This is a genomic window from Pseudomonas sp. P1_F1_2 (assembly GCF_056405815.1).
In genome coordinates, this window is the sequence record NZ_JBFUBK010000075.1 from 1 (window position 1) to 25,171 (window position 25,171).

Here is a 25,171-nt window from a genome sequence, read left to right on the forward strand (position 1 = left end):
GCCTGCGGCGTGCGAGGCTGCGTCCGGCTGCGCAGCAGTCGTGGCCCGGTGAACGCGGTTTGACTGAAAGAATTCGGTTGCAGGTTTTGCGACTGCTTCGCAGCCGGACGCAGCCTCGCACGCTCGGCAGCTGCTACGAGGGATGTGTTACAGGCGCGGATTATTGCTGACCCGGTAAGGGTTTTTCCGCTCTTGAGGTTTGTGCCTGGCGCCTTGCAAGGCATAAGCTTCGCTCCCTACGACGTTTATCTTGTCCTCCGTTTTCAGGAATGCCCATGTCCAGTCAGTTCCCCGAAGCACGTCCACGCCGTCTGCGCCGCAATGCGAGCCTGCGCAGCCTGTTCCAGGAAACCGAATTCAGCCTGAACGATCTGGTACTGCCGATTTTCGTCGAGGAAGAAATCGACGACTTCGTGCCGATCAAAAGCATGCCTGGCGTGATGCGCATTCCGGAGTCGAAACTGGCCGGCGAGATCGAGCGCTACGCCCGCGCCGGCATCAAATCCGTGATGACCTTCGGCGTGTCGCATCATCTGGACAGCAGTGGCAGCGACACCTGGAACGACAACGGGCTGGTGTCGCGCATGTCGCGGATCGCCAAGGATGCCGTGCCAGAGATGATCGTGATGTCCGACACCTGCTTCTGCGAATACACCGACCACGGCCATTGCGGCGTGCTGCACAACCACGAAGTCGATAACGACCAGACCCTGATCAACCTCGGCAAGCAAGCCGTGGCCGCCGCGCGGGCTGGCGCCGATGTGATTGCGCCCTCGGCGGCCATGGACGGGCAGGTCCAGGCGATTCGCCGGGCGCTGGATGACGCGGGTTTCAGCCAGACCGCGATCATGGCGTATTCCACCAAATTTGCCTCGGCACTCTATGGCCCGTTCCGTGAAGCCGGCGGCAGCGCCCTCAAGGGCGACCGCAAAAGCTATCAGATGAACCCGATGAACCGCCGCGAAGCGGTGCGCGAATCGTTGATGGACGAACAGGAAGGTGCTGACGCCCTGATGGTGAAACCGGCCGGTGCCTACCTGGACATCATCCGCGACATCCGCGAGGTGTCGCGTTTGCCGTTGTCGGCGTACCAGGTCAGTGGCGAGTACGCGATGATCAAATTCGCGGCGCAAGCGGGGGCGATCGATGAGGATCGCGTGGTGCGTGAAAGCCTCGGGGCGATCAAGCGCGCGGGGGCGGATTTGATTTTCACCTACTTCGCGATGGACCTGGCCCTGGCTGGCATCTGAACCCCATTGCCAATGTGGTGTTCTCAGGGGCAGCCAAAAAATGGCCGAATCCCGTGATCCCTGAAGTACCGCTCGATCACCTTCGGATCGGAACACGTCTCGGCAATCGCCACATACGTATCCGGCCGTAACAGGTAAAACCCGTTACGGCCCAGCCCCGCGGCTTCAAACGCGGGCCTCCAGCCGAACACCTGCAGCGGCAGGTGATGCTCATTACACCAAGCGATCATCTCGTCGCTGGTGTCGCCATACACATGCACTTGCCAGTTCGGATGCTTCAGCGATTCAAAATTGTCGCCCTCACCGTCGTGGGCCCAAGGCAGGCGATCACCGCCGTGAACGTGCCCGGCAACGCCAGTGCTCAGCGGCATGCCGCGATAATTGAGGGTGATCTGCGAGACCGTACGAAACAGGAACTCGCGGGTCGCTTCAAACGAAGCCATTTTGGGAATCACAAACGGTGCCAGCCGTGTACGCAGCACGTCGGCCAGACGACCTTCGGCGGTGACGAACGTGAATACACGGTCGGTGGTGGCGACCAGTTTGCGGGCGAACGCGATACGCTCGGTTTCGTACGTGTCCAGCAGCTTGGCCGTAGCGCCGCCGCTTAACACCGCCGCGAGTTTCCATGCCAGGTTGATGGCATCGCCGATTCCGGTGTTCATGCCCTGACCACCCGCCGGGCTGTGCACATGGGCGGCGTCACCCAATAGAAACGCGCGTGCGGTGCGAAAGTGGTCGGCCACCCGATGATGCACACGGTAGGTCGAGAACCAGTTCACCTGTTCGATCTGCACCTTCAGATGTTCGATGGCCCGGCTGCTGACGTCCTCAAACTGCAGGGTTTCAGCCTGCTCGGCACGTTCGTCGCGCACGGTGCCGATCAACCGGGCACGGCCTGTGCCGCCGAGTGGAAATATGGCGAGGAAGTCCGCTTCATCCAGATCCACATGCAGCTCGCCATTGAAGGTCGGCCCGCTGGCTTGTACGTCGGCGACATAGAAAATCTGCTGGTAGGTCCCGCCCGGAAAGCCGGTGTCCAGGGTCTTGCGCACAATTGACCGGGCACCGTCGCAACCCGCCAGATAACAGGCCTGACAGGTTTCCTGCTGGCCGTCGGGCAAGCGCAGTTGGGCGGTGATGCCATCGCCGGTGTCTGTGAAGCTTTCCAGTTCCGTGTTGCGCTCCACTTGAATGCCAAAGGCTTCGAGGCGTTTTATCAGCAGTCGCTCGTGCTCGTCCTGAGGGTATATTTCGAGGAAGGCGTAGGGCGTCAGTCCCTCGCCGACGCGGCTCAGGGGCAAGCGCGCCACCGGTTCGCCCTTGACCCAGAAATTCGCCGCCTCAACACGATGACCGTTTTGCACCACGGCCTCGCTGAGATCGAGCTGGCGATACAGCTCCAGTGTCCGCGCCTGGACCGCGAGTGCCCGCGACGTCGTGCCGGGTGCTGACGTCTTGTCGAGAATCCGCACGCGAACGCCCAGTTTGCTCAACCACAGCGCGAGTACCAGCCCGGTCGGGCCGGCGCCGACGATCAGCACGTCACTACGATTCATCAACCTGTCCTCCTCGGTGACTGGCTCAAGTATGGTCCACTCGTGCAGCGCAGGCAGGCTGACTGCCCAACGGAAAACGGCCGTGCTGCTGCGACCGGGGAACGGGGCGCGGCGGCAGGAGTCATAGCCTGCGCCATGCCATTGGTCGTATGGTTAACCCGGTTCAACGGATTTGATGGAGCACCATGCAAGCCAATCGATTGCTCACGGGGGTTGCGGTGCTGTTGCTTTTGGCCGGTTGCGGCACTCAACGCTCGCAGGAACAGCCTGCGCGCACGCCCGCCGAGGTCAAGGCCGAGATCGTGCGGCTATTGCCGGTTAAAACCACCGATCGGCAGGGCTGGGCCACGGACATATACACCGCATTCGCTACCCGGAAACTTGATCCCTCCACGCAAAACCTGTGTTCGGTGATCGCCGTCACCGAGCAGGAATCCACATTTCAGGTCGACCCGCCGGTGCCGGGCCTGGGCAAGATCGCTCGGGAAGAGATCGATCGTCGCGCCGCTAAAGCTCATATCCCCAGTCTGTTGGTCAGTGGCGCATTGCAGTTGCGTTCACCCAACGGCAAAAGCTACAGCGAGCGCCTCAAAGCAGCGCGCAGCGAGAAAGAACTCAGCGCGATTTTCGATGACTTCATTGGCATGGTGCCATTGGGCAAGACCCTGTTCGGTGGCTTCAATCCGGTGCACACCGGCGGGCCAATGCAGGTCAGCATCGATTTCGCCGAGCAGCAGGCGCGGGGCTATCCGTACCCGGTGAACGGCTCGATCCGGCATGAAGTGTTCAGCCGCCGAGGCGGCATGTACTTCGGCATCGCCCACTTGCTGGGTTACCCGGTGAGCTATACGCAACCGCTGTATCGCTTCGCGGATTTCAATGCCGGCTGGTATGCCAGCCGCAATGCGGCGTTTCAGAACGCGTTGAGTCGGGTGTCAGGCATTCCGCTGGCGCTGGATGGCGATCTGGTTCGCTATGACTCGATCATGCCCGGCACCACTGAATTGGCGGTGCGCAGCCTCGGCAAGCAGTTGGGCATGCGCAATACGACCATTCGCAATCAATTGGAGGAGGGCAAAAGTCTGACATTAGAGAACACCGAACTCTATCGGCGGGTGTTCGCGTTGGCCGACCAGGCCGAGGGCCGGTCATTGCCTCGTGCAGTGTTACCGGGGATCGAGTTGCAAAGTCCGAAAATCACCCGAAAACTCACGACGGCGTGGTTCGCCAAACGGGTCGATGAGCGTTATCAGCGCTGCCTGGTGCGGGCAGGCCAGTGAGCGGAAGCAAAAAACAGACGTAAAAAAGCCCGGCGGGTGAGGCCGGGTTTTTCATTGAGTCCTGCGGTAAAACCCTGCATTTATGCAGCACGGCTTTCGATCAAGCGGTCGGAGCCACCTTCAGCAACGCGGTTCTGCATCAGACGGTCGGAACCATCAGCGGCAACGCGGTTTTCGATCAGACGGTCGGAGCCACCTTCAGCAACGCGGTTCTGCATCAGACGGTCGGAACCATCAGCGGCAACACGATTCTCGATCAAACGATCCGAACCTCCTTCAGCCACACGGCTTTCAATCAGGCGATCCGAGCCGCCTTCGGCGACGACAGGTTGAGCAGAGGTAGCGGCAAAAGCGTTAACTGCAAAAACCGAGAAAGCGATGCTGAGAAGAGTTTGGCGTTTCATGAGGGTGTGCTCCGGGGTGTTATTGGTTGGTATGGAGCGGATGTTACGCCGACGATTTTTTATGAGAACTTCATTGCTGTGATTGTGAACATCGACGGTATTGATAGGTGATGAAAGTAACCCCACGCAGGTGTGATGGTTCAGTCGTCGGATAGCGCGGGTAGGGTTGAGCGGCACTTCTACACTGGTTAGCTGGCGCGTGCCCCCGAGGAGCCAATCATGAATACCTGTTCTTATGTTGCCGAACACACCGGCCTACTGCTGGTGGACCCTTACAACGACTTCCTCAGCGAAGGGGGCAAACTTCACGGTCGGGCCAAACCGGTGGCTGACAGCGTCGGCACGCTGGCCAATCTGAAGGCCGTGGTGTCGGCCGCTCGCCATGCCGGGATCCGGGTTTTCTATGTACCCCACCACCGCGCCGAACCGGATGACCTGGCCCACTGGCAGCATCCCAGCCCTTATCAACAAGGGGCCAGCAGCGCGCAAGTGTTTGCGGCGGGAGCCTGGGGCGGGGAATGGCACCCGGACTTCCATCCCGAGGCGGGCGACGTGATCGTCAAGGAACACTGGGGCGGCAGCGGTTTCGCCAACACCGACCTGGACTTTTTGCTCAAGCAACACGGGATCGACAAGGTCGTGGTGGTGGGGATGCTCGCCAATACCTGCATCGAAACCACCGGCAAGTTTGCCGCTGAATTGGGCTATCACGTGACGCTGGTGCGCGACGCCACCGCCGCGTTCAGTGCAGAAGCCATGCATGCCGCGCATGAGATCAACGGGCCGACGTATGCGCATTCGATCGTCACGACGGCCGAGTTGATCGCAGCGCTGGGCTAGTACGGCCAGCAGATGGCGCCTCTCTTGATCCTTCATTTTTGTCACGCCAGGAGGCCGCACCATGTACCAACTTTATGGACACCAGAATTCCGGCGCGGCGGCGATAGAGGCTGCCCTCGAACTCTGTGAAATTCCTTATCGCTTCATTGACGTCGAATCTTCGCTAGAGGCCGCCCACGCGCTGGAAAAACTCAACCCGCTCAAGCAAATCCCAACCCTGCAATTGCCAGATGCCAGTGTGCTGAGCGAAAGCGCGGCGATCCTGATTCATCTCGGGTTGACCTTTCCCGAGTCGAACCTGCTGCCGAAGCTGGCCGCTGATCGCGATCAAGCCATTCGGGGCCTGGCGTTCATCATCTGCAATTGCTACACCGCCATCGGCATTATCGATTACCCCGAACGCTGGTTGATCGAGGCGGATGAGTCGTCCAGACAAAATCTCATGGCCGGCGCCCGCACACGCTTGCACTGGAGCAGGGAGGTGTTTGCCGATCAGTTTTCCGGCGAGCTGTATCTGGGCGATGAGACGCCGGGAGCGCTGGATGTACTGGCGGCGGTGGTGTCGAGATGGGCGGGCAGCCGGGAGCATTTACGCCGTACCCGGCCCGGTTTTTTTGCATGGCTTGAGCGTATAGACCGGCACCCGACCTTGGCACCGGTCTTCGCGCGGCATTGGCCAACCTGAACACAAAAGATCAACGGTGAGCTGTAGGCGCCGGGCTTGCCCGCGATGCAGGCGACCCGGTTTGACGTCGAACCGGGTTGATCCCATCGCGGGCAAGCCCGGCTCCCACAGGTTTTTGTAGTGTGTTCGGATTATTCGCCGCGGATGTACTGCTCCAGTTGTTGAATCAGTTCAGCCTGCTCGGCAATGGCCTCCTTGACCAGGTCGCCGATCGACAACAAACCGATCAACTTGCCGTTCTCCACCACCGGCAAGTGACGCAGGCGCCTGTCGGACATGATGCCCAGGCACGTATCGACGGTTTGATGGGTGTCCACGGTAATGACTGGGGACACCATGATGTCGCGCACCGGCGTACCGACCGAGGAGCGGCCATGCAGCACCAGTTTGCGGGCGTAGTCGCGTTCACTGATGATGCCCAGCACTTCGTCATTTTCTACCACCAGCAAGGCACCGACGTTTTTCTCGGCCATCTTCATCAGTGCTTCCAGCACCATATGATCAGGCTTGATCTGATGCACTTCCTGATTCTTCTGATCTTTGAGCTTGAGCAGTTGAGCGACGGTTTTCATGGCGGTTTCTCGGGTGTTGTCGTTGTTCTTGAAGAATCGTAGACGCAAGCGCTGAGGGCAAGGGAGAAAGCGGCAGATAACACTCAAAAAACGTCATTCGGCGGTTTTTCTTTGGTAAAGCTTCGTCGAAAGGGGCGTGCCAAGGGAAAATCTCACCCCTGACCCGCTGGCCCTTGATGACGGGTAGAATTGCAGCCTGAACAAAACGTGAGGTTGCAGTGGTGGACTTACAGCAGGGCTTCGTCCTGACCCGGCATTGGCGCGACACCCCGGCCGGTACGGAAGTCGAGTTCTGGCTGGCGACCGACTCCGGTCCCCGGCGCATCCGCTTGCCTCATCAGCCGTCGGTGGGGTTCATTGCGGCGCAGCAGCGCGAGCAGGCTGAGGCAGTGCTGCACGGCGAGAAAAACGTCGAGCTCAAGCCCCTGGCGCTTCTGGATTTCGAGCACCGCCCGGTGCTCGGCTTGTATTGCCAGCAGCACGGTCAGTTGATGCGCCTGGAAACCGCGCTGCGCAAGGCCAGCGTCGAGATGTTCGAGGGCGACGTGCGCCCGCCGGAGCGCTACATGATGGAGCGGTTCATCACGGCGCCGGTGATTTTTGGCGGCACGCCCGATGCGCAGGGCCTGTTGCTCGACGCGCAGATGAAACCCGATCCGGACTACCGACCAACGCTGCGCCTGGTCTCGCTGGACATCGAAACCACCGCGCAGGGCGAGTTGTATTCCATTGCGCTGGAAGGCTGCGGCGAGCGGCAGGTGTACATGCTCGGACCGCCCAACGGCGACGACAGCCAGGTGGATTTCCAGCTCGAGTACTGCGACTCGCGAACCGTGCTGCTGAAAAAGCTCAATGAATGGTTTGCCCGCCACGACCCCGACGCAATCATCGGCTGGAACGTCGTGCAGTTCGACCTGCGCGTGCTCCATGAACACGCCCGGCGCCTGGCGGTCCCGCTCAAGCTGGGGCGTGGTGGTGAAGAGATGCAATGGCGCGAACACGGCAGCCGCAACCATTACTTCGCCTCGGCGGCAGGGCGGTTGATCATCGACGGTATTGAGTCCCTGCGCTCGGCGACCTGGAACTTCCCGTCGTTCAGCCTGGAAAACGTCGCGCAAACCCTGCTCGGTGAGGGCAAGTCAATCAGCACGCCTTACCAGCGCATGGACGAAATCAACCGGATGTTCGCCGAGGACAAACCGGCCCTCGCCACGTACAACCTCAAAGACTGCGAACTGGTGACGCGGATTTTCGCCAAGACCCAGTTGCTGACTTTCCTGCTGGAACGGGCCAGCGTCACCGGTTTGCCGGCCGATCGCAGCGGTGGTTCGGTGGCGGCGTTCACCCACTTGTACATGCCGCTGATGCACCGCCAGGGCTTTGTCGCGCCCAACCTTGGCCGCCAGTCACCGCAGGCCAGCCCCGGCGGCTTTGTCATGGACTCACAGCCGGGCCTGTACGAGTCGGTGTTGGTGCTCGACTATAAAAGCCTCTACCCGTCGATCATCCGTACCTTTCTGATCGACCCGGTCGGGTTGATCGAAGGCTTGCAACATCCCGACGACAGAGACTCGGTACCGGGTTTTCGCGGGGCACGTTTTTCCAGAACCCGGCATTGCCTGCCGGCCATCGTCGCCCGGGTGGCCGAAGGTCGCGAAACCGCCAAGCGCGAACACAACGCACCGCTGTCCCAGGCGCTGAAGATCATCATGAATGCCTTCTACGGCGTGCTCGGTTCCAGCGGCTGCCGCTTCTTCGACACGCGCCTGGCTTCGTCCATTACCTTGCGCGGTCACGAAATCATGCTGCGCACCCGGCAGTTGATCGAAGCCCAGGGCCACACGGTGATTTACGGCGATACTGACTCCACCTTCGTCTGGCTGCGCCGGGCCCACGGACAGGAGGAAGCCGCGCAGATCGGTTTTGCGTTGGTCGATCACGTCAACCAGTGGTGGCGCGAGCATGTGCGAGCGGAGTACGGACTGGAAAGTGCGTTGGAGTTGCAGTTCGAAACCCACTACAAGCGCTTTCTGATGCCAACCATCCGTGGCGCGGAGGAGGGCAGCAAGAAGCGTTATGCCGGCCTGGTCACGCGCGCCGATGGCTCTGATGAAATGGTCTACAAAGGCCTGGAAACCGTGCGCACCGACTGGTCGCCACTGGCCCGGCAATTCCAGCAGGAGCTGTACTCGCGGATCTTCCATCGCAAGCCGTATCAGGATTACGTTCGCGATTACGTGCGCAAGACCCTGGCCGGCGAGTTCGACGACCGTCTGATTTACCGCAAGCGTCTGCGCCGCACCCTCGATGACTACGAGCGCAACGTGCCGCCCCACGTGCGCGCCGCGCGCATCGCCGATGATTTCAATGACCGGCAGGGTCGCCCACGTCAGTACCAGAACGGCGGCTGGATCAGCTACGTGATCACCGTCGCCGGGCCCGAGCCGCTGGAGATCCGCAGCGCGCCCATCGACTATGACCACTACGTCACCCGGCAGCTGCAACCGGTGGCGGATGCGATCCTGCCGTTTGTGGACGACGACTTCTCAACGCTGATTGGTGGGCAAATGGGCTTGTTTTAGGTCCAGCAGAGACAGCGTCCAGTCATCCCGTATGCCGTGGAAATATTGCTCGAGGGCTCGATGGAAAACGCTGTCGTCGGGGGCGACCTGGGCAAACAGGGTCATCGAGGAGTGAAACTTCAGGTCATCAGGATGGCCGAAGATATCGGCGATCGAGCGTTGTTTGACGTTCAGGACCAATTGCGTGCAGGTCCGCAGGCGCGGGCCCAGCAGTGGATGCTCCAGATACGCCGCGGCTTCCTCATCGGAGCGTATGGCGAAGTGGCGGGACATCTCGCTCCCGCCTAACCCGGCAAGCTGCGGAAAGATGAACCACATCCAGTGACGGCGTTTTTTACCGGCGTGCAGTTCTTCCTGTACCCATTCGAATACCGGGTCTTGAGCCTGGACGAAGCGTGGCAAATTAAAAGCGTCGAGCTGATCGGTGCTTCTCATGCACATGCCCTCTGGCAAATCGGCGATGGTTCAGACCATGGCCAACCGATGTTTGCGTTGTGGCGCGTGAAACGCGTGATCCAGCGCCTCCAGATCCCCGGGTTCGAGCCGCAACTGCGCGGCTTGCGCATTCAATTGCACGTGTTCAGGTTTGACCGCTTTGGGGATGGCGATCACGCCGCTCTGCCGCAGAATCCATGCCAGCGCTACTTGAGCCGGTGACGCCCCATGACGGGCGGCAACCTTTTTCAGCGCCGGATGGGCCAGCATTTGCCCGCCCTGACCGATCGGGCAGTAAGCCATCAATGGCTGGCGATGCTGTTGGCTCCAGGGCAGCAAATCAAATTCGATGCCGCGCTCTTCCAGGTTGTAGAGCACCTGATTGGTGGCGCAGGCCGGTGAGTCGAGTTCTTGCAGGTCGTCCACATCGAAATTGGACACGCCCCAACGACCGATCTTGCCGTCTTCACGCAGGCGTTCGAAGGCTTCGACGGTTTCCTCCAGGGAATACTGGCCACGCCAGTGCAACAGGTACAAGTCGATGTAATCGGTGTTCAGACGCCGAAGGCTGCGCTCGCAGGCCTGGGGAATGCCTTTGCAGCTGGCGTTGTGGGGGTAGACCTTGCTGACCAGAAAGACGTTGTCACGCAGACCACTGATGGCTTCAGCGACCACTTCCTCGGCACCGCCTTCAGCGTACATTGCGGCGGTATCGATCAACGTCATGCCTAACTCGATACCCAGCCGCAGGGCGGCGACTTCATGCCGGTGCGCCGAGCGATCCTCGCCCATGCGCCAGGTGCCCTGGCCGATGACCGGAACCTGGGAGCCGGCCAATTCGAGGGTCCGCATGAAAACCTCCTTTTTGTAACTCGGTGGATATTAAATGGGCAGCAAAATGCCCCGGTGGTTCCGCAGCGCACTAGATAGTTGGTGATAGCGAACACGACGAAATCTCAGCTGCAGATTGTCGGTATCGTTGCCCACGGACCACCGGCACTGCACTTTTCTGGTTTTGGTGGCTCTATCCTTGGGCAGCCGGCGGCGATCCCCACCGTCGGCCCATGCCCAAGTTCAAGAACCCATGGCTCGAGTTTTACCCCGTATCACCTCACCGATCCACCGCTGTTGCCTGCTTTCGACCTGCCTGACAATGCTCTTTGTCAGCGGTTGCAGCCAGCAGCAGGGCAACGACATCGTCAGCCAGTTCCGTGAAGGCAGGCCGCAGGAATTCCTGCAGACCAGCGTCGACCGCATGGCCACGCTGACAATGCGTGACAACCTCGACAGCCTCTACCTGCTGATGAGCAAGCTTTACCTGCGCAACCCCGATGAGCTGAAGAAATCCGGTTTCCTCGATGCCCGAACCGCTGGCAAACAAGTGCGCATGGCCATCGAGCTGCAAACGCCGTTGCCCACCCTGGGCGGTAAAAAAGACCTGGCGGCCCTTCGGTATGCCATGAGCCCGGAATTTCTCGGTGACCGGGTCGGTGCCTTCATCTATGCCATCGGCAGCATGCTGGTGACCGCTCACGGCAATCGTCTGGAGTTCTACATGACGGATGCGATCAACCCGACGTTCGTCAGCAATGCCGCGCGCAACATCGAGATCGCCACGTGGATTCTCAGCCAACGGCAAAACAGCAATGGTGAGCCGTTGCTGTTTTCCAATGAAATTTCGGAGGAGGGCAGCAACCTGAGTTTTGCCGTGGAATTCGGCAAAATCGTCGCACGCCTGGATTTACTGACGCAGATGCTGGACGAACGCTACCGGCGCATCGGCTTGAACTACGCGCAGAGTCTGTTGTTTCTGAATTTCCTGCCGGTGCAATAAACCCCGACACAAACTCTGTAGGAGCTGAGCTTGCTCGCGATAGCGGACTTTGAGCCACCACATATGTTGAATGTTATACCGCTATCGCGAGCAAGCTCAGCTCCTACAGGGGAATGGGGTGTTGTTATGTCTCGGGTATAACGATAGTTCGCATCGATATAAGTGGTTATAAGAAAAATCGCTATGCTGCGGGCCAGTTTTCCCTGCGATCTTTGTGGACGTATCAATGGAATTAGTGAACATCGGGTTGGTCATTGCCGGGTTGGTCGTTGGCTTTATTGTCGGCATGACGGGCGTCGGTGGCGGGTCATTGATGACCCCGATCCTGTTGTGGTTCGGTATCAACCCCGCGACGGCAGTCGGCACCGATTTGCTGTACGCGGCAATCACCAAATCCAGTGGCGTGCTCGTTCACCGGAAAAACAACAACATCGACTGGGCGATCACCGGCTGGCTGACCCTCGGCAGCGTACCGGCAGTGGCGTTGACGTTGTGGTTCCTGAGCAGCTTGCACACCGCGCCTGAAACGATGAATGCCATCATCAAACAAGCGCTGGGGTTCGTCCTGTTCGCCACGGCGCTGGCGATTCTGTTCAAGAAGCGCCTGCTCGATTTCGCGCACAAACGCGCGGGTGGCAACTATAACCCCAGCGGTTCGCGCCTCAATGTAATGACCGTCATCACGGGCCTGGTGCTGGGCACCATGGTTGCGTTGACGTCCATTGGTGCCGGCGCCCTGGGCACCGTCGCATTGTTCATCCTGTACCCGCTGTTGCCAACCCGCCGCCTCGTCGGTACGGAAATCGCCCACGCCGTGCCACTGACGCTGGTCGCCGGGCTTGGCCATGCGAGCATGGGCAACATGGATTGGCATGTGCTGGGTTACCTGCTGATCGGTTCGCTGCCGGGTATCTGGTTGGGCAGCCATTTGACCGGGCGCATCTCCGATGAACTGTTGCGCCCTTGCCTGGCAACCATGTTGGTTTTGATCGGTTACAAACTGGCGTTCTGATTCAACCCCATGCGCCAGCTTCACTCGCGGGTGAAAATTTCCAGCAGATGCCCGTCCGGGTCATCGAAATACACCCGCCGTCCCCCTGCGTACTCATTGATTTCCTTCGGCCGCTGCTTGCCCGGATCAGCCCACCAAGGCTGTCCGCATGCTTGCAGGCGCGCGAACGCGTTGTCGAAGTCATCGTCACCGATCAAAAACGCATAGTGCTGGGACGCAATCGGCGGCTCATTGTTGTAGAAATCCAGCGACACACCGTTATCGAACTTGACGACCAGCATGGGGCCGAAAGGCTCGGGAGCGGGCAGGCCGAGGAGTTCGGCGAGGAAATTCGCGGAAACCTGTTTGTCGCGGCACCAGACGATGGTGTGGTTCAACTGAGCGCTCATGGAGTTGTCCTCACGGCGGTTCAGGTGGGTCGTTTTAAGTGATGAGAGTAGCTCAGCCTGTTGCGCAATGACCGCCCTGACCTAAGCTTGGGTCAAGGCGAAACACAATTGCGGTGCGTCACCGGAACGAACGCCGCGATGCGCAATCATTAGAGCGTGGTTATCAAAAGGAGATGCGCATGCTCATCAGGTTTTTGACCCTGACAACCTTGCTGGCTTTCGCCGGTCCCTTGTTCGCAGCCGAGGGCGATTCACCGCTGGATATAGACAAGGGCAGGTTTAGGCCATTGATTGTTATCGCGCCCAGTACCGTCGACCCGGTCTGGACGGGACTGAAAAAGTCGCTGGCTGATCCGGCCAACAAAGAGGGGATCGCTCAACGCAATATCAAGGTGTACAGCGTGCTGAACATGTTCGGGCAGCTTGACGGCAGGGACCTCGGTCAGCAGGACACCATGGCACTGATCCGCTCGCTGAAACTTGGTGCGGGGGCGTTGCCCAAAGTGATCCTGATCGGCAAGGACGGCGAGAAGAAGCTTGAGAGTTCGGGGGATGAGTCAAAGTCCGTCGATTTGAAGAAGATTTTCGACACCATCGATGCCCTGCCAGCGGCTGAGAAAGAAGCCACCGCGCCGGCGGTCGTAGCCCCCCCGGCTGAAGCCGAACCCGTCAATGGGGCCAAAGGCACCAAGGGCGCAAAGGCTGGCAAAGCGGGCAAACCGGCCAAGCCCCCGGAAATGCCGGATGACTGAAACGGTGAGGGCGTCTGTTCCTTTTGATGGGTGGGATTGAACGCCGATTTCAGTCTCCGTCATGACAATGGGCGATCTAAACGATCGCCCATTTTTTTTGCAGGTGAAGTACCCGCCTTCACGGGCCTCGGACATTTCCTTCAAGTTGTGTAGCACTTGATGAACTGGTGCCCTACAGCGCGCACCGCTAGCCTTTGTTGAAGTCCGCGATATTGAGGGACCCAAGGACGAAAACCCCCGTGGAAAAAGGAGCCCCGCCTGTGAAAAAGATCAGTAAGCCTCAACAACCGCAAACGCCCACCGATGCCGATCATCCCGATTCTGTGAAGGTGTGTGGTACCGCAGAAGTGGCGGTCATTCCACGCCCCAGGCGTGTTCCCACTGCTCGGCAGATATTCGCCGTTGTCCCCGGCGTCGACACGCTGACGCTGCTAAGGCAAGCCAGCGAAACCCTCGCATCGCTGAATGCCCTGCTCGAGAATTTTGCGGCAAAACTGGACGCGCCGAACCGTGGTGAAATCTTTTCGATCCAGCAGTTGGCGATGATCGCTGAGTTGTTGGTGACCCAGGTGCGGGACAACCTTGTTCCGCAGGACGATGCGTCTGACGGTTCGCCAGTGACTCGGCATTAAGCGAGCGACATAACGACAATAGGTGACCTCAAAGGGTCACCCATCCGTCTGTAGCTGCCGAGCCTGTGAGGCTGCGTTCGGCGACGAAGTCGTCGTAAACCCGGCGGACGCGGTTTTCCTGAAAAACTGCATCGTCTGATTTCACGACGACTTCGTCGCCGAGCGCAGCCTCGCGGGCTCGGCAGCTGCTACAGGAGTCGCGTTGCTCTTGGTTATTCAGTCAGGGCACTCAATATCGTGTGGGCGATTTTGATGCGTTCCGGGTTTGGGTAATTTTTGTTGGCCAGGATCACGATGCCGATGTCCTTCGAGGGTACGAACGCGACATAGGCACCAAAGCCACCCGTTGAGCCGGTTTTGTTGAACAACAGGTTTTCCTGTTGTGGCTGCGGCGGGTTCAACCAATTGACCTTGTGCGCTTCCATTGCCATCTCGGTCGAATTACCGGCAAGCAGCCGATCCAGCGTGACCGGGTAGGGGTAGAACTCCCAGGCCAGCCCCTGCGTCATGTTGCCCACGGTGTAATAACCGGTGTGGGTGGTGGCAATGGCTTGCTGTAGCGGCTTTTCCAACCCTGCCGGTTTCATGTTCGCTTCGACAAAACGCAGTAAGTCCGAGGCGCTGGTTTTCACGCCGTAGGCTTCGGAGTCCAGAGCACCCGGCTCGACACGCACCGGCTTGTCGTCTTTGTTGTACCCCAGCGCGTAAAGCCCCATCTGGTTTTTGGGGACATTGAGGTAGGTGTGCTCAAGGCCCAGTTTCGGCAACAAGGTCTTTTCCAACAGGGTATCGAACGGCTGGCCCATGCTGTAGGCGGCGAGGTAACCGGATAGCCCTATGCTTGGGTTCGAATACTGGCGATGGGTTCCGGCGGGATACACCGGTGTCCACTGCTTGAAATAACCCAGCATCTTATCCGCGTGGTCTGCGTTTTCGGGGAACTGCAGCGGCAACCCGCCAGCGGTGTAAGTGGCCAATTGCAATACGCTGATGTGGTCGAACGCACTGCCGCGCAAGGCTGGTAAAACAGCGCTGGCTGTATCGGACAGGGACAGTTTGCCGCTGGCCTGTGCATAGGCGGCCAGCGTGGCAGTGAAGGTTTTGCTGACCGAGCCGATTTCGAACAGGGTGTCCTGGCTGACCGGTTTGCCATCCTCTTTGGATGCTACGCCGTAATTAAAGTAATGCTGCTGACCATTTTGGGTGATCGCAACGGCGAGTCCCGTGATGTTCTGTTGCTGCATCACCGGGCCGACGGTGGCGTTGACCAAGGCTTCGAGCTGCTGGTCGGACGGTGTTGCAGCGAAACACGGCGCTGTGCCGAGCAGAAGTGCGAAAACGCTGTAGGTCGCTAGCCTTGGCAGTTTGTATTGATACATGTCTGATTCACTCTTCATGAGTTGTGATGATGTTAACCCGCTACACTCCATGCGCTCTTGCAAAACGGGCTAGCTAACAGGCGAGCAGAATCTAGGCAGTCTGCCGAACTTCGACAAACGACGAAATCTCGGGTTAGCCATTAGAAAAATTATGGAGTTGGCATGATTCGTCCTCACTTGCCGCTAAATGCATTGCGCGCTTTCGAGGCGTCCGCGCGTCATTTGAGTTTCACGCGGGCGGCGGTGGAGCTGTTCGTGACGCCGGCGGCGGTGAGTCATCAGGTCAAAAGTCTTGAGGCGCAACTGAACGTGACCCTGTTCAAACGCTTGCCACGCGGGCTGATGCTGACCAGCGAGGGGGAAACCTTGCTGCCGGTATTGCGCGAGTCTTTCGACCGAATCGCTGAAACCCTCGAACGCTTTGAAGGCGGGCATTATCGGGAGGTGTTATCGGTGGGAGCGGTGGGCACGTTTGCGGTGGGGTGGTTGCTGCCACGCCTGGCGGATTTTCATGTGAAACATCCGTACATAGATTTACGCCTGTCGACCAACAATAACCGTGTGGAGGTCGCCGCCGAAGGTCTGGATTACGCCATTCGATTTGGCGCCGGCGCCTGGCATGGCGTTGAAGCGTTGCGGTTGATCGATGCGCCGCTGTCGGTGTTATGCGTTCCTGAACTTGCCCGGCAATTGCAGTCGCCTGAGGATCTGTTGCAACAAACCTTGTTACGTTCCTACCGTACAGACGAATGGTCCGAGTGGTTTCAGGCCTGCGGATTACCGGCCAATACACCGCCCGCCAAGAGCATCGTTTTCGACTCTTCACTGGCGATGATGGAGGCCGCGCTTCAGGGCGCCGGTATCGCACTGGCGCCGCCGCTGATGTTTTCCCGGCAACTGGCGGCAGGTGCAATCGAGCAGCCTTTCGCGATTGGTATCACTACCGGCAGCTACTGGCTGACCCGCTTGCAGTCCCGCACTGAAACGGCGGCCATGACGGCGTTCAAGGACTGGCTGCTGCAAGCGGCCCAACAAAACATAACGACAGAGAATTAGCGCACCAGGCACGGCCGCTTGTTATCGAACTTCCAGCCCGGGATCAAAAACTGCATCGCCACGCTGTCATCTCGTGCGCCCAACCCCATGCCTTTGTACAGCTCATGGGCCTTGGCCAACTGATCCATGTCCAGTTCAACCCCTAGCCCCGGTTTCTTCGGCACTTGCACACAGCCGCCGACGATTTGCAGCGGAGCTTTGGTCAGGCGCTGGCCGTCCTGCCAGATCCAGTGGGTGTCGATGGCGGTGATGTCGCCCGGTGCGGCCGCTGCGACGTGGGTGAACATCGCCAGGGAAATATCGAAGTGGTTGTTGGAATGCGATCCCCAGGTCAGGCCCCATTCGTGGCACATCTGCGCCACGCGAACCGAGCCCTGCATCGTCCAGAAATGCGGATCGGCCAGAGGAATGTCGACCGATTGCAATTGGATGGCGTGGCCCATTTCCCGCCAGTCGGTGGCGATCATGTTGGTGGCGGTTTTCAGGCCGGTGGCACGGCGGAACTCGGCCATGACTTCACGGCCCGAGTAACCGTTTTCCGCCCCGCATGGGTCTTCGGCGTAAGCGAGGACGCGATGCTGGTCCCGGCACAGGCGGATCGCTTCCTTGAGTGACCATGCGCCATTCGGATCGAGCGTAATTCGCGCATCCGGAAAGCGTTCGGCCAGCGCGGTGACCGCTTCGATTTCCTCGTCGCCGCTGAGCACACCGCCCTTGAGTTTGAAGTCCTTGAAGCCATAGCGGTCGTGCGCGGCGACCGCCAGGCGTACCACTGCGTCGACGGTCATGGCTTTTTCGTGACGGATGCGGAACCAGTCGTTGTCGGCCTCCGGTTCGCTGCGGTAGGCCAGGTCGGTTTGCCGGCGATCACCGAGGTAAAACAGATAACCCAGCATTTTCACTTCATCGCGCTGCTGACCTTCGCCGAGCAGGGCGGCGACCGGCACGTCGAGGTGCTGGCCGAGCAAGTCGAGCAGGGCGGCTTCAAGTCCCGTGACCGCGTGAATGGTGATGCGCAGGTCGAACGTCTGCAAACCGCGACCACCGGCATCGCGATCGGCGAAGGTCTGGCGCACTTGATTAAGGATCTTCTGATAAGTGCCAATCGGGCTGCCGACGACCAGTGAGCGGGCGTCTTCCAGTGTCTGGCGAATCCGCTCACCACCCGGGACTTCGCCGACACCGGTGTGACCGGCGTTGTCCTTGAGGATCACGATGTTGCGGGTGAAAAACGGGCCATGGGCGCCGCTCAGATTGAGCAGCATGCCATCGTGGCCGGCCACCGGTACCACCTGCATGCTGGTGATGATCGGCGCTTTTGCAGTGTCTTGTGAGTGCATTTTCTTATCCTTCAAAACAAAAGATCAGGCGTGATTGGGCGCTGGATTGCCCAGTGCGGTGGTAGGCGCGGTTTTCGGTTTGTTGCGGGCGGCGAAGACAATGATCGCGGCGATGATTGAGGTCGCTGCCAACCCGTACAGCCCGCCCTGAATCGAGCCGGTGTGTTCTTCCAGCAGGCCGAAGGTGGTCGGTGCGACGAAACCGCCGAGGTTGCCGACCGAGTTGATCAGCGCGATCACGCCCGCGGCGATCCGCGCATCCAGATACGCCTGCGGGATTGGCCAGAACAGCGATGAAGCGGATTTGAAGCCCAGCGCGGCAAAGCAGATCGCAACGAAGGCAAAGATCGGCCCGCCCGTGGTGGACATGAACATCCCGGCGGCGGCGATCAGCAGCGCGGCGGCGACCCAGGCTTGCTGGTGTTTCCACTTGGTCGATAGCGTTGCGAACGCGTACATGCCGACGATCGATAGCAACCACGGGATGGAGTTGAACAGCCCGACCTGAATGTCGCTGAGATCGCCCATCTTCTTGATGATGCTCGGCAGCCAGAAGGTCGCCGCGTAAATGGTCAGTTGGATAAAGAAGTAGATCAGGCAAAACAGAATGATCTGGCGATCCTTGAGCAGCTTGCCCAGCGACGGTTTGATCGGTGTCGCGGCTTCGYGGGCCTGTTGCTCGTCGTCGATGGCATTGACCAGCGCATCCTGTTCTTCGCGGCTCAGCCATTTGGTGTCGTGGGGTTTGGAGTCCAGCCAGAACCAGACGAACACGCACAACCCGACCGAAAACATCCCTTCAATGAAGTACATCCATTGCCAGCCATGCAGGCCAAAGCCGCTGATTTGCAGGAGTAACCCGGACAGCGGGCCGGAGATCAGCGACGCGATCGCCGAGCCACTGAGGAAGATCGCAATCGCCTTGCCGCGCTCAACCCCCGGCAGCCAGCGAGTGAAGTAATAAATCACCCCCGGGAAAAATCCGGCTTCGGCCACGCCCAGCAGGAATCGCAGGATGTAGAAGTGGGTTTCGTTCTGGATGAACGCCATGCCAGCGGCCACCAGGCCCCAGGTCAGCATGATGCGGGTCAGCCAGATTCGTGCGCCGACTTTTTGCAGGAGGAGGTTGGAGGGGACTTCGAACAGCGCGTAACCGATGAAGAACAGCCCGGCCCCGAGGCCGTAGGCGGCAGCGCCAATCCCTAGGTCATGTTCCATGTGGGCGCGGACGAAACCGATGTTCACACGGTCGATGTAGTTGACGATGAACATGATGACGAACAGCGGAAGGACATGTCGTTTCACTTTCGCGATGGCTGATTTCAAGGCGCAATCGATGCCATCGTTCATCCCGGGTATGGATGTATTCACTGGATTTTCTCCCACTCGTTATTGTTATGCGGGGTGTATCTGGTGTTGCGTTGTTGATAGACATCATACAACTAGGTTTTTTGGCTTCGCAATAGGTGTTGCTCAACAAAATGGCACTTGTTTGGCAGATGCGGCTTCTGTTTCAGGGCTGTGCTTGTGTCTTTAAAGGGGCTGTTTGGTTGTTTTGTTGAGTGTTGTCATACAAGCTGGTGAGGTTTAGTCGAGATTCCTGCCCGGCGCAGTGCTACGATTCAAGCAGCCCTGTTTCTGGATGATCGCCATGCAAGAAGACTTCGACGCGCCTGCCCGCAAGCGCACTCACAACCTGGCCCATGACCTGGTGGCCAAGTTGACCCAGAGCATCCTGCTCGGGCAGATGTCGCCGGGCGACAAGCTGCCGTCGGAGAACACGATTGTTCAGGAGCATGGGGTGAGTCGCACCGTTGTGCGCGAGGCGCTTTCGAAGTTGCAGGCTTCAGGCCTGGTGGAAACCCGACATGGGATCGGCACCTTTGTGCTGGAGCGTGCCCCTGAGCAAGGGTTGCGGTTGAATGTCGACACTGCACTGGGGGTGCGCAGCATTCTGGAATTGCGCATGGGCCTGGAAACTCAGGCCGCCGCACTGGCGGCGACACGCCGTACGCCGGCGCAGTTGGCGCACATGCGTGAAGCGCTGGACGACTATCAAAGCCTGCTGGCCAATAACGACAGCTGCGTCGAGGCTGACAGGCGTTTTCACCTGTTGATCGCCGAAGCCACCGGCAATGTGTGTTTCACCGAAATCATGCAGCACCTGGGCAGTGCGATGATTCCCCGGACTCGCGTCAACGCCGTCGAGCGCGGTGCGGCAGATTTGAGCAAGCTCGGGCAGCTTGCCAACCTCGAGCACGAGGCGATTCTCAATGCCATCAAACGGCAAGACCCGGATGCGGCGCGTGCGGCGATGTGGCTGCACCTGACCAACAGCCGCGACCGGTTTTCACCGGGTGGCTGAAACTGTGTGGCGAAGGCGCTTGCCACAGGTTCTGTGTCAGTTCACTCGATAGCTAGCAAGGTCGTTCGCACATCCGTTATCGATCCAGCCTGATAGCGCGACCGGAAGAAGTAACCGTAATCCTGAAGGTAATACATCGTCACGCTCACTTTGAGCTCACCCCCTTCAATCGTGCACGCCAGTTCTTTTGCGCCGCCTTGCAATGAAGTGTTGACCTGTACGGCGTCAATCTGGCGTTCGACCACACACTCGAGTTTTTCGCTGTTGAGCGAGGTGCCCTTGAGCGTGCTGCGACGCTGTTGGGTGATGTGATAGCCCAACGATGAACCGACAGCCATCGTTCTCCAGTCGCCGGTGAATGTGAGGTTTTCGGTATCGATTGCGTATGACACGGGCAGTTTTCGGTCGGTGTATTGGCTGTCGAGGCGTAGCGTCAACAGCCCGCGGAAATTGACCGAGTAGGTGTCTATTACCTTGCCAGGCCACTGCAATTTCAACTGGCCACTTTGTGGATCGATTTCGTAGCGTTGCTCGCTTTGTGACGGCGCGCCACCCAAGTACCCGACGTTTTTCGAGTGAATCTCGATCTTTTTGATCGCCTTGGCCGGCGGTGCCAGGTTCAGGTCGGCAATCGACTTGAGTACGTTTGTCGCAACGGGTCTGGATTGATAGACCTGCGCCACTTTACGGCGGGGAGAGTAGGGCGCCAGGGTCGACAGTTGGGAGGCCGGGGCGCAGGCCGCTTTCAACAAAGGCCGGACATCCGCACCTTGCTCGAAGGTTGTTTGCGGGGCGTCGGCAAGCAGCGTTCCTCGGGTGATCTGGTCTTTTTCGTCCAGTTTGAACTCGCTCAATACGCGGTAGGTCTGGCCCTTGCAATCGACTTGATAACGGCCGCGAGTTTGTCCGAATAACACTTTATAGCTCGCGTCGGTGAGCAATGCCGGCTCATCAATCGCGCCCCAGAACAACACGGAACTGCCTTGTGTCTTGAGGCTATTGCGGTCGATCAGCAGCCGGCGTTCCGTGTCGCCGCCCAAGGCCACGCGCCAATCCGCAGGGGGCGTTTCCGCGCAGGCTTCGACGAAGCTCGGGTTCTGCGCCAGGCGTGCCAGCAGTGGCGCAGACAATGGAGTGTTCTTGGGCGACTTGTAGGACCCGGTGCTGGAACCGGAGACGATACGTGTGTCGAGGAACAGGGCGGTGGCACCGGTGGCGTCGCAGTTGGCTTGCATCTGCAAGGTTGATTGCGTGTTTTTCATGTTTCGCTCGGGAATGCTCACCAGATAGCTGAGCAGGTCTGCATCACGCATGACCGAGTGAGTCAGCAGTGGCTCGTCGAGCATTTCCTCCGTTGTCATGGGCGGTATCTTGGGCGCGGGGGCAGGTACTGGCTTGCTGGCGCAACCTGAAATCAACGTCAGCAAACCGATAACAACAAAGCGGGTCATAGGCAATCCATGGTGATAAGTGCCACATACATGTGAACTGAAAAGGTCGGCAGCCCCCAGTAATTCTTTAACCCGGCGCTACCGCCGTTCAGGGGCGCACCGGGCCGCTCGCGGTAACGGTGGCGCGTCGTTCCATATTCAATGCCAGCACACTGATCAAAATCACGAGGGCGCCGACGCCGAACATCAGTGTTGGCTGTTCACCCAAGGCGTAAGCGGCGATGGCCATCGCGGTCGGCGGGATCAGATACAGCGTCATGGTTGCGCGGCTCAAGTCCACATGGGCCAGTACAAACGCCCACGCCAGATAGGCGAGCGCACTGGGAAATATGCCCAACGCCAGCACCGCCCACTGCACATGAACCGGTGCGCTGACGACCTCGCTGGCCAATCCCGGCAGGTAAATCAATAACAACGCCGTGCCCGACCAGACCGTGTAACACACCAGCGTCAGGCCGTCATAGCGCGTGGAATGATGCTTCTGCAAGGCGAAGTAAAAACTCCAGGACACTGCTGCCAGCAAGATCAACAAACCGTAAACATCGAGGCCGCCCAGTCCGTGATCACCGGCCACCACAATCACCACGCCAATCATTCCCGACACGATGCAGCCCCAGCGCCAGAAGCTGACCCGATCCTTGAACACAAAACGCGCCAGCAGCGTGCTGAACAACGGTGTCGATTGTGCCAACACGCTGGAAGCCCCGGCAGTGACATGCTGCTGGCCTATGTTCAGTACGACGTGATGCAGGCTCACCGCGAAAAAACCGAGAGCAACCAGCCACGGCAGGTCGCGAGGCCTGGGCAGGCGGATGCCTTTGAACGCGGCGACGACCGCCATGAACACCGAGGCCATCAGAAACCTCAGCAGTGCCAGGTGTCCGGGGTCATAGGCCTGCAATCCGATATGAATGCCGGTCGGTGAATAGCCCCAGCACGCGACGACAAAAGCCATCGCGAGGATGATTTTCCAGGGCGAGCGGGGAGCGTGCGTGCGTGAATTCATGGTCGTGCACCATCAGGTAGGTGCATTGAGTATCAGAACTCAGATTGCTCTCCACAACTGACTTATACTGCGTAGACCGTTCACTTTTGGTGATGATTATGGAGCTGGCGCAGATTCGCATGTTCAAGACCGTGGCCGATGTCGGCAGCATCGCCCGGGCCGCCGAGTTGCTGCATTGCGTGCCGTCCAATATCACGGCGCGGATCAAGGCGCTGGAGACGGAATTGGGGGTGGCGCTGTTTCTGCGCGAGGGTCGAGGGCTGCGCATCAGCGCGGCGGGGCAAACGTTTTTGTCCTACGCCTCAAAAATTCTGGCGCTGACCGTTGAGGCCAAGCGCGCATTGGACCCGTCAGCCGACCCCTCCGGGCCGCTGCGCATCGGCGCCATCGAGTCCTCGGCCACCGGTCGCTTACCGCGGCTGCTGGCGAAATTCCACAAGCGCTATCCCGCAGTTGCGCTGGAATTGACCACGGGCAGCTGGGGCCAATTGCTCGACGACACACTCAACCACCGGCTCGACGGCGCCATCGTCGCCGTGGATGTCGAGCGCGCTCAACTCAAGCGCACACCGATGTACCGCGAAGAGCTTTTGTTGATTGCCTCAACGTCGCTGGGAGCGGTGCACAGCATTGCGGATTTGCAGGACAAGACCGTCTTCATGTGGCCCCAGGGTTGTCCGTATCGGGCGGCGCTGGAACATTGGTTGTTGCGTCAGGGGCTGGCGCTGCCGATTGTCAGTCTGGCGAGTTATGGCGCGATTGTCGGGTGTGTCAGCGCGGGTGCCGGTGTCGCGTTAGTGCCCAAAGGGGTGTTTGATCAGTACGCCAAGGGGGCGGGGTGCGCGGGGTATGAATTTCCTGAGCTGACGGCTATCGACAATTTGTTTTACTGGCATGAAAACGCCGGGGTTCACCCGGCGCGCGAAGCGTTTGTGGCGATGCTGCGCGAGGAGTTCGCGTGACTGGCAAACTCGCTCCCACAGGGTTCCGTTCGTGTTTGGAGCTCAGGTCACGCGGACGTCGCGCATCAGCAATCCGAAGTTCAGATCCACCGCATCCGGAATCGGCAAGTACACCGTGTGCCCATCCCCCGGCGCGACTTCAATCGGTTCGCCTTTGGCGTTCTGAAGCTGATGTAAATCGAAATGGAAGTTGCCCTTGGGGGTCATCAGTTCCATGTGATCGCCCAGGCCAAAGCGGTTTTTCACCTTGACCTCAGCCAGCCGATCGCGGCGCTCTCCGGTCAGTTCACCGACAAACTGCTGTCGTTCCGACACCGAGCTGCCGTTCTGGTAGTTCTGGTATTCGTCATGCACATGCCGTCGCAAAAATCCTTCGGTGTAGCCACGCTGCGCCAACGACTCCAGGTCGGTCATCAGGCTGCGGTCGAATGCTTGCCCGGCCACGGCGTCGTCGATGGCCCGGCGATACACCTGCGTAGTGCGCGCGCAATAAAAATGGGACTTGGTCCGGCCTTCGATTTTCAGCGAGTGCACGCCCATGTGCGTCAGACGCTCGACGTGCTGAACGGCGCGCAGGTCCTTGGCGTTCATGATGTAGGTGCCGTGTTCGTCCTCGAAGGCCGGCATCAGTTCGTCTGGCCGATTGGCTTCCTGCAACAGGAACACCTGGTCGGTGGGGGCGCCGAGGCCCAGGGTCGGTTCGGGTTGATATTGCTGGACGATTTCGCCGAGCTGATTTTCCGTGGCCTCCTGCGCCGAGTATTTCCAGCGGCAGGCGTTGGTGCAACTGCCTTGATTGGCATCGCGCTTGTTCATGTAGCCCGACAACAGGCAGCGCCCGGAATAGGCCATGCACAACGCGCCATGGACAAACACCTCCAGCTCCATGGCCGGCACCTGTTCGCGGATTTCGCCGATTTCTTCCAGCGAGAGTTCCCGYGACAGGATGATCCGGCTCAACCCCTGTTGCTGCCAGAACTCGACACTGGCCCAGTTCACGGTGTTGGCCTGCACCGACAGATGAATCGGCATCTGCGCAAAGTGTCGCCGCACCAGCATGATCAGGCCCGGATCCGACATGATCAGCGCGTCCGGCGCCATGGCGATTACGGGTGCCAGGTCCTTGAGGAAGGTCTTGAGCTTGGCGTTATGCGGCGCAATGTTCACCACCACGTAAAAACGCTTGCCCTGGGCCTGGGCCTCCTTGATGCCGAGGGCGAGGTTGGCGTGATCGAATTCGTTATTGCGTACCCGCAAGCTGTAGCGCGGCTGGCCGGCGTACACCGCATCGGCGCCGTAGGCGAAGGCATAACGCATGTTTTTCAAGGTGCCGGCAGGGGCGAGCAGTTCGGGGGCGAGGGGAGTCATGGCAGTGTCGGTCGCAAA

General features: G+C 59.4%; 24 protein-coding genes. 12 read left to right on the forward strand and 12 right to left on the reverse strand.

Annotated elements, in window-relative coordinates:
• Positions 1-275: 275 nt before the first annotated feature.
• Positions 276-1,250: a porphobilinogen synthase gene (gene hemB, locus AC1D2P_RS20745; RefSeq protein ID WP_477758223.1), complete on the forward strand. Its 975-nt coding sequence runs from the start codon at positions 276-278 to the stop codon at positions 1,248-1,250.
• A 23-nt stretch (positions 1,251-1,273) separates the two neighbouring features.
• Here hemB and AC1D2P_RS20750 read toward each other — a convergent pair whose 3' ends face one another.
• Positions 1,274-2,809, reverse strand: a complete 1,536-nt coding sequence (locus AC1D2P_RS20750; RefSeq protein ID WP_477758224.1) for an FAD-dependent oxidoreductase — start codon at positions 2,807-2,809, stop codon at positions 1,274-1,276.
• Between the two features lie 185 nt (positions 2,810-2,994).
• Here AC1D2P_RS20750 and AC1D2P_RS20755 point away from each other — a divergent pair, with 185 nt between their 5' ends.
• Positions 2,995-4,089 carry a DUF1615 domain-containing protein gene (locus AC1D2P_RS20755; protein WP_109786659.1) on the forward strand — a complete coding sequence of 365 codons (1,095 nt, stop codon included), beginning with the start codon at positions 2,995-2,997 and terminating at the stop codon, positions 4,087-4,089.
• A gap of 80 nt (positions 4,090-4,169) precedes the next feature.
• Here the strand turns inward: AC1D2P_RS20755 and AC1D2P_RS20760 are convergent, their stop codons facing one another.
• Positions 4,170-4,493, reverse strand: coding sequence for a hypothetical protein (locus AC1D2P_RS20760; RefSeq protein WP_477811570.1), 324 nt, complete (start codon positions 4,491-4,493; stop codon positions 4,170-4,172).
• A gap of 219 nt (positions 4,494-4,712) precedes the next feature.
• Here AC1D2P_RS20760 and AC1D2P_RS20765 point away from each other — a divergent pair, with 219 nt between their 5' ends.
• Positions 4,713-5,333 carry a cysteine hydrolase family protein gene (locus AC1D2P_RS20765; protein WP_477758225.1) on the forward strand — a complete coding sequence of 207 codons (621 nt, stop codon included), beginning with the start codon at positions 4,713-4,715 and terminating at the stop codon, positions 5,331-5,333.
• 61 nt (positions 5,334-5,394) lie between these two features.
• Positions 5,395-6,018, forward strand: a complete 624-nt coding sequence (locus AC1D2P_RS20770; protein WP_477758226.1) for a glutathione S-transferase N-terminal domain-containing protein — start codon at positions 5,395-5,397, stop codon at positions 6,016-6,018.
• Between the two features lie 131 nt (positions 6,019-6,149).
• Here the strand turns inward: AC1D2P_RS20770 and AC1D2P_RS20775 are convergent, their stop codons facing one another.
• Positions 6,150-6,590: a CBS domain-containing protein gene (locus AC1D2P_RS20775; protein WP_046032603.1), complete on the reverse strand. Its 441-nt coding sequence runs from the start codon at positions 6,588-6,590 to the stop codon at positions 6,150-6,152.
• Positions 6,591-6,811: 221 nt separating this feature from the next.
• Between AC1D2P_RS20775 and AC1D2P_RS20780 the strand changes: the two genes are divergently transcribed.
• Positions 6,812-9,172: a DNA polymerase II gene (locus AC1D2P_RS20780; RefSeq protein WP_477758227.1), complete on the forward strand. Its 2,361-nt coding sequence runs from the start codon at positions 6,812-6,814 to the stop codon at positions 9,170-9,172.
• Here the strand turns inward: AC1D2P_RS20780 and AC1D2P_RS20785 are convergent.
• Positions 9,137-9,607 carry a DUF1810 domain-containing protein gene (locus AC1D2P_RS20785; protein ID WP_223522510.1) on the reverse strand — a complete coding sequence of 157 codons (471 nt, stop codon included), beginning with the start codon at positions 9,605-9,607 and terminating at the stop codon, positions 9,137-9,139. The two genes, AC1D2P_RS20780 and AC1D2P_RS20785, sit on opposite strands and share 36 nt — an antisense overlap.
• A gap of 30 nt (positions 9,608-9,637) precedes the next feature.
• A complete protein-coding gene (locus tag AC1D2P_RS20790) occupies positions 9,638-10,459 on the reverse strand; it encodes an aldo/keto reductase (protein WP_477758228.1) in 822 nt (273 codons plus the stop codon).
• Between the two features lie 232 nt (positions 10,460-10,691).
• On the opposite strand from AC1D2P_RS20790, the gene AC1D2P_RS20795 reads away from it, so the two are divergent.
• Both AC1D2P_RS20795 and AC1D2P_RS20800 read left to right on the forward strand, forming a co-directional pair.
• Positions 10,692-11,441: a hypothetical protein gene (locus AC1D2P_RS20795; protein WP_258666557.1), complete on the forward strand. Its 750-nt coding sequence runs from the start codon at positions 10,692-10,694 to the stop codon at positions 11,439-11,441.
• Between the two features lie 226 nt (positions 11,442-11,667).
• A complete protein-coding gene (locus AC1D2P_RS20800; RefSeq protein WP_077431761.1) occupies positions 11,668-12,453 on the forward strand; it encodes a sulfite exporter TauE/SafE family protein in 786 nt (261 codons plus the stop codon).
• Positions 12,454-12,473: 20 nt separating this feature from the next.
• Here the strand turns inward: AC1D2P_RS20800 and AC1D2P_RS20805 are convergent, their stop codons facing one another.
• Positions 12,474-12,842 carry a VOC family protein gene (locus AC1D2P_RS20805; protein ID WP_046032597.1) on the reverse strand — a complete coding sequence of 123 codons (369 nt, stop codon included), beginning with the start codon at positions 12,840-12,842 and terminating at the stop codon, positions 12,474-12,476.
• A 179-nt stretch (positions 12,843-13,021) separates the two neighbouring features.
• On the opposite strand from AC1D2P_RS20805, the gene AC1D2P_RS20810 reads away from it, so the two are divergent.
• Positions 13,022-13,594 (forward strand): DUF4174 domain-containing protein, encoded by a 573-nt coding sequence (locus tag AC1D2P_RS20810; protein ID WP_046032596.1) that lies wholly within the window; start codon positions 13,022-13,024, stop codon positions 13,592-13,594.
• Positions 13,595-13,854: 260 nt separating this feature from the next.
• Positions 13,855-14,226 (forward strand): DUF6124 family protein, encoded by a 372-nt coding sequence (locus AC1D2P_RS20815; RefSeq protein ID WP_046032595.1) that lies wholly within the window; start codon positions 13,855-13,857, stop codon positions 14,224-14,226.
• Between the two features lie 212 nt (positions 14,227-14,438).
• On the opposite strand, the gene ampC is transcribed toward AC1D2P_RS20815, so the two are convergent.
• Positions 14,439-15,605, reverse strand: a complete 1,167-nt coding sequence (gene ampC / locus AC1D2P_RS20820; protein ID WP_477758229.1) for a class C beta-lactamase — start codon at positions 15,603-15,605, stop codon at positions 14,439-14,441.
• Positions 15,606-15,767: 162 nt separating this feature from the next.
• Here ampC and AC1D2P_RS20825 point away from each other — a divergent pair, with 162 nt between their 5' ends.
• Positions 15,768-16,661 (forward strand): LysR family transcriptional regulator, encoded by an 894-nt coding sequence (locus AC1D2P_RS20825; protein ID WP_477811567.1) that lies wholly within the window; start codon positions 15,768-15,770, stop codon positions 16,659-16,661.
• Here AC1D2P_RS20825 and gudD read toward each other — a convergent pair.
• Both gudD and AC1D2P_RS20835 read right to left on the reverse strand, forming a co-directional pair.
• Complete coding sequence (gene gudD, locus AC1D2P_RS20830) at positions 16,658-18,001, reverse strand: glucarate dehydratase (RefSeq protein WP_223522513.1); 1,344 nt, start codon at positions 17,999-18,001, stop codon at positions 16,658-16,660. The two genes, AC1D2P_RS20825 and gudD, sit on opposite strands and share 4 nt — an antisense overlap.
• Before the next feature lie 24 nt (positions 18,002-18,025).
• Positions 18,026-19,372, reverse strand: a complete 1,347-nt coding sequence (locus tag AC1D2P_RS20835; RefSeq protein WP_477811568.1) for an MFS transporter — start codon at positions 19,370-19,372, stop codon at positions 18,026-18,028.
• 280 nt (positions 19,373-19,652) lie between these two features.
• Between AC1D2P_RS20835 and AC1D2P_RS20840 the strand changes: the two genes are divergently transcribed.
• Entirely contained in the window at positions 19,653-20,366 is a 714-nt protein-coding gene (locus AC1D2P_RS20840; RefSeq protein WP_077431764.1) for a FadR/GntR family transcriptional regulator, read from the forward strand.
• A gap of 41 nt (positions 20,367-20,407) precedes the next feature.
• Here AC1D2P_RS20840 and AC1D2P_RS20845 read toward each other — a convergent pair whose 3' ends face one another.
• On the reverse strand, positions 20,408-21,727 hold the full coding sequence (locus AC1D2P_RS20845; RefSeq protein ID WP_477758231.1) for a hypothetical protein: 1,320 nt from the start codon (positions 21,725-21,727) through the stop codon (positions 20,408-20,410).
• A 178-nt stretch (positions 21,728-21,905) separates the two neighbouring features.
• The gene (locus AC1D2P_RS20850) at positions 21,906-22,823 is read right to left on the reverse strand and encodes a DMT family transporter (RefSeq protein ID WP_477758232.1); all 918 of its coding nucleotides are present in this window, start codon (positions 22,821-22,823) and stop codon (positions 21,906-21,908) included.
• A gap of 98 nt (positions 22,824-22,921) precedes the next feature.
• Between AC1D2P_RS20850 and AC1D2P_RS20855 the strand changes: the two genes are divergently transcribed.
• On the forward strand, positions 22,922-23,785 hold the full coding sequence (locus AC1D2P_RS20855) for a LysR family transcriptional regulator (RefSeq protein ID WP_046032587.1): 864 nt from the start codon (positions 22,922-22,924) through the stop codon (positions 23,783-23,785).
• 42 nt (positions 23,786-23,827) lie between these two features.
• On the opposite strand, the gene trhP is transcribed toward AC1D2P_RS20855, so the two are convergent.
• On the reverse strand, positions 23,828-25,153 hold the full coding sequence (gene trhP / locus AC1D2P_RS20860; RefSeq protein ID WP_077431767.1) for a prephenate-dependent tRNA uridine(34) hydroxylase TrhP: 1,326 nt from the start codon (positions 25,151-25,153) through the stop codon (positions 23,828-23,830).
• Positions 25,154-25,171 lie beyond the last annotated feature (18 nt).

Coding starts and splice junctions, on each gene's coding strand:
- AC1D2P_RS20775 (WP_046032603.1), bottom strand. CDS start 6,590: ATGAAAACCGTCGCTCAACTGCTCAAGCTCAAAGATCAGAAGAATCAG.
- AC1D2P_RS20840 (WP_077431764.1), top strand. CDS start 19,653: ATGCAAGAAGACTTCGACGCGCCTGCCCGCAAGCGCACTCACAACCTG.
- AC1D2P_RS20750 (WP_477758224.1), bottom strand. CDS start 2,809: ATGAATCGTAGTGACGTGCTGATCGTCGGCGCCGGCCCGACCGGGCTG.
- AC1D2P_RS20770 (WP_477758226.1), top strand. CDS start 5,395: ATGTACCAACTTTATGGACACCAGAATTCCGGCGCGGCGGCGATAGAG.
- hemB (WP_477758223.1), top strand. CDS start 276: ATGTCCAGTCAGTTCCCCGAAGCACGTCCACGCCGTCTGCGCCGCAAT.
- AC1D2P_RS20755 (WP_109786659.1), top strand. CDS start 2,995: ATGCAAGCCAATCGATTGCTCACGGGGGTTGCGGTGCTGTTGCTTTTG.
- AC1D2P_RS20810 (WP_046032596.1), top strand. CDS start 13,022: ATGCTCATCAGGTTTTTGACCCTGACAACCTTGCTGGCTTTCGCCGGT.
- AC1D2P_RS20795 (WP_258666557.1), top strand. CDS start 10,692: ATGGCTCGAGTTTTACCCCGTATCACCTCACCGATCCACCGCTGTTGC.
- AC1D2P_RS20765 (WP_477758225.1), top strand. CDS start 4,713: ATGAATACCTGTTCTTATGTTGCCGAACACACCGGCCTACTGCTGGTG.
- AC1D2P_RS20800 (WP_077431761.1), top strand. CDS start 11,668: ATGGAATTAGTGAACATCGGGTTGGTCATTGCCGGGTTGGTCGTTGGC.
- AC1D2P_RS20790 (WP_477758228.1), bottom strand. CDS start 10,459: ATGCGGACCCTCGAATTGGCCGGCTCCCAGGTTCCGGTCATCGGCCAG.
- AC1D2P_RS20855 (WP_046032587.1), top strand. CDS start 22,922: ATGGAGCTGGCGCAGATTCGCATGTTCAAGACCGTGGCCGATGTCGGC.
- AC1D2P_RS20845 (WP_477758231.1), bottom strand. CDS start 21,727: ATGACAACGGAGGAAATGCTCGACGAGCCACTGCTGACTCACTCGGTC.
- AC1D2P_RS20850 (WP_477758232.1), bottom strand. CDS start 22,823: ATGAATTCACGCACGCACGCTCCCCGCTCGCCCTGGAAAATCATCCTC.
- ampC (WP_477758229.1), bottom strand. CDS start 15,605: ATGTATCAATACAAACTGCCAAGGCTAGCGACCTACAGCGTTTTCGCA.
- AC1D2P_RS20785 (WP_223522510.1), bottom strand. CDS start 9,607: ATGAGAAGCACCGATCAGCTCGACGCTTTTAATTTGCCACGCTTCGTC.
- AC1D2P_RS20825 (WP_477811567.1), top strand. CDS start 15,768: ATGATTCGTCCTCACTTGCCGCTAAATGCATTGCGCGCTTTCGAGGCG.
- AC1D2P_RS20805 (WP_046032597.1), bottom strand. CDS start 12,842: ATGAGCGCTCAGTTGAACCACACCATCGTCTGGTGCCGCGACAAACAG.
- AC1D2P_RS20760 (WP_477811570.1), bottom strand. CDS start 4,493: ATGAAACGCCAAACTCTTCTCAGCATCGCTTTCTCGGTTTTTGCAGTT.
- gudD (WP_223522513.1), bottom strand. CDS start 18,001: ATGCACTCACAAGACACTGCAAAAGCGCCGATCATCACCAGCATGCAG.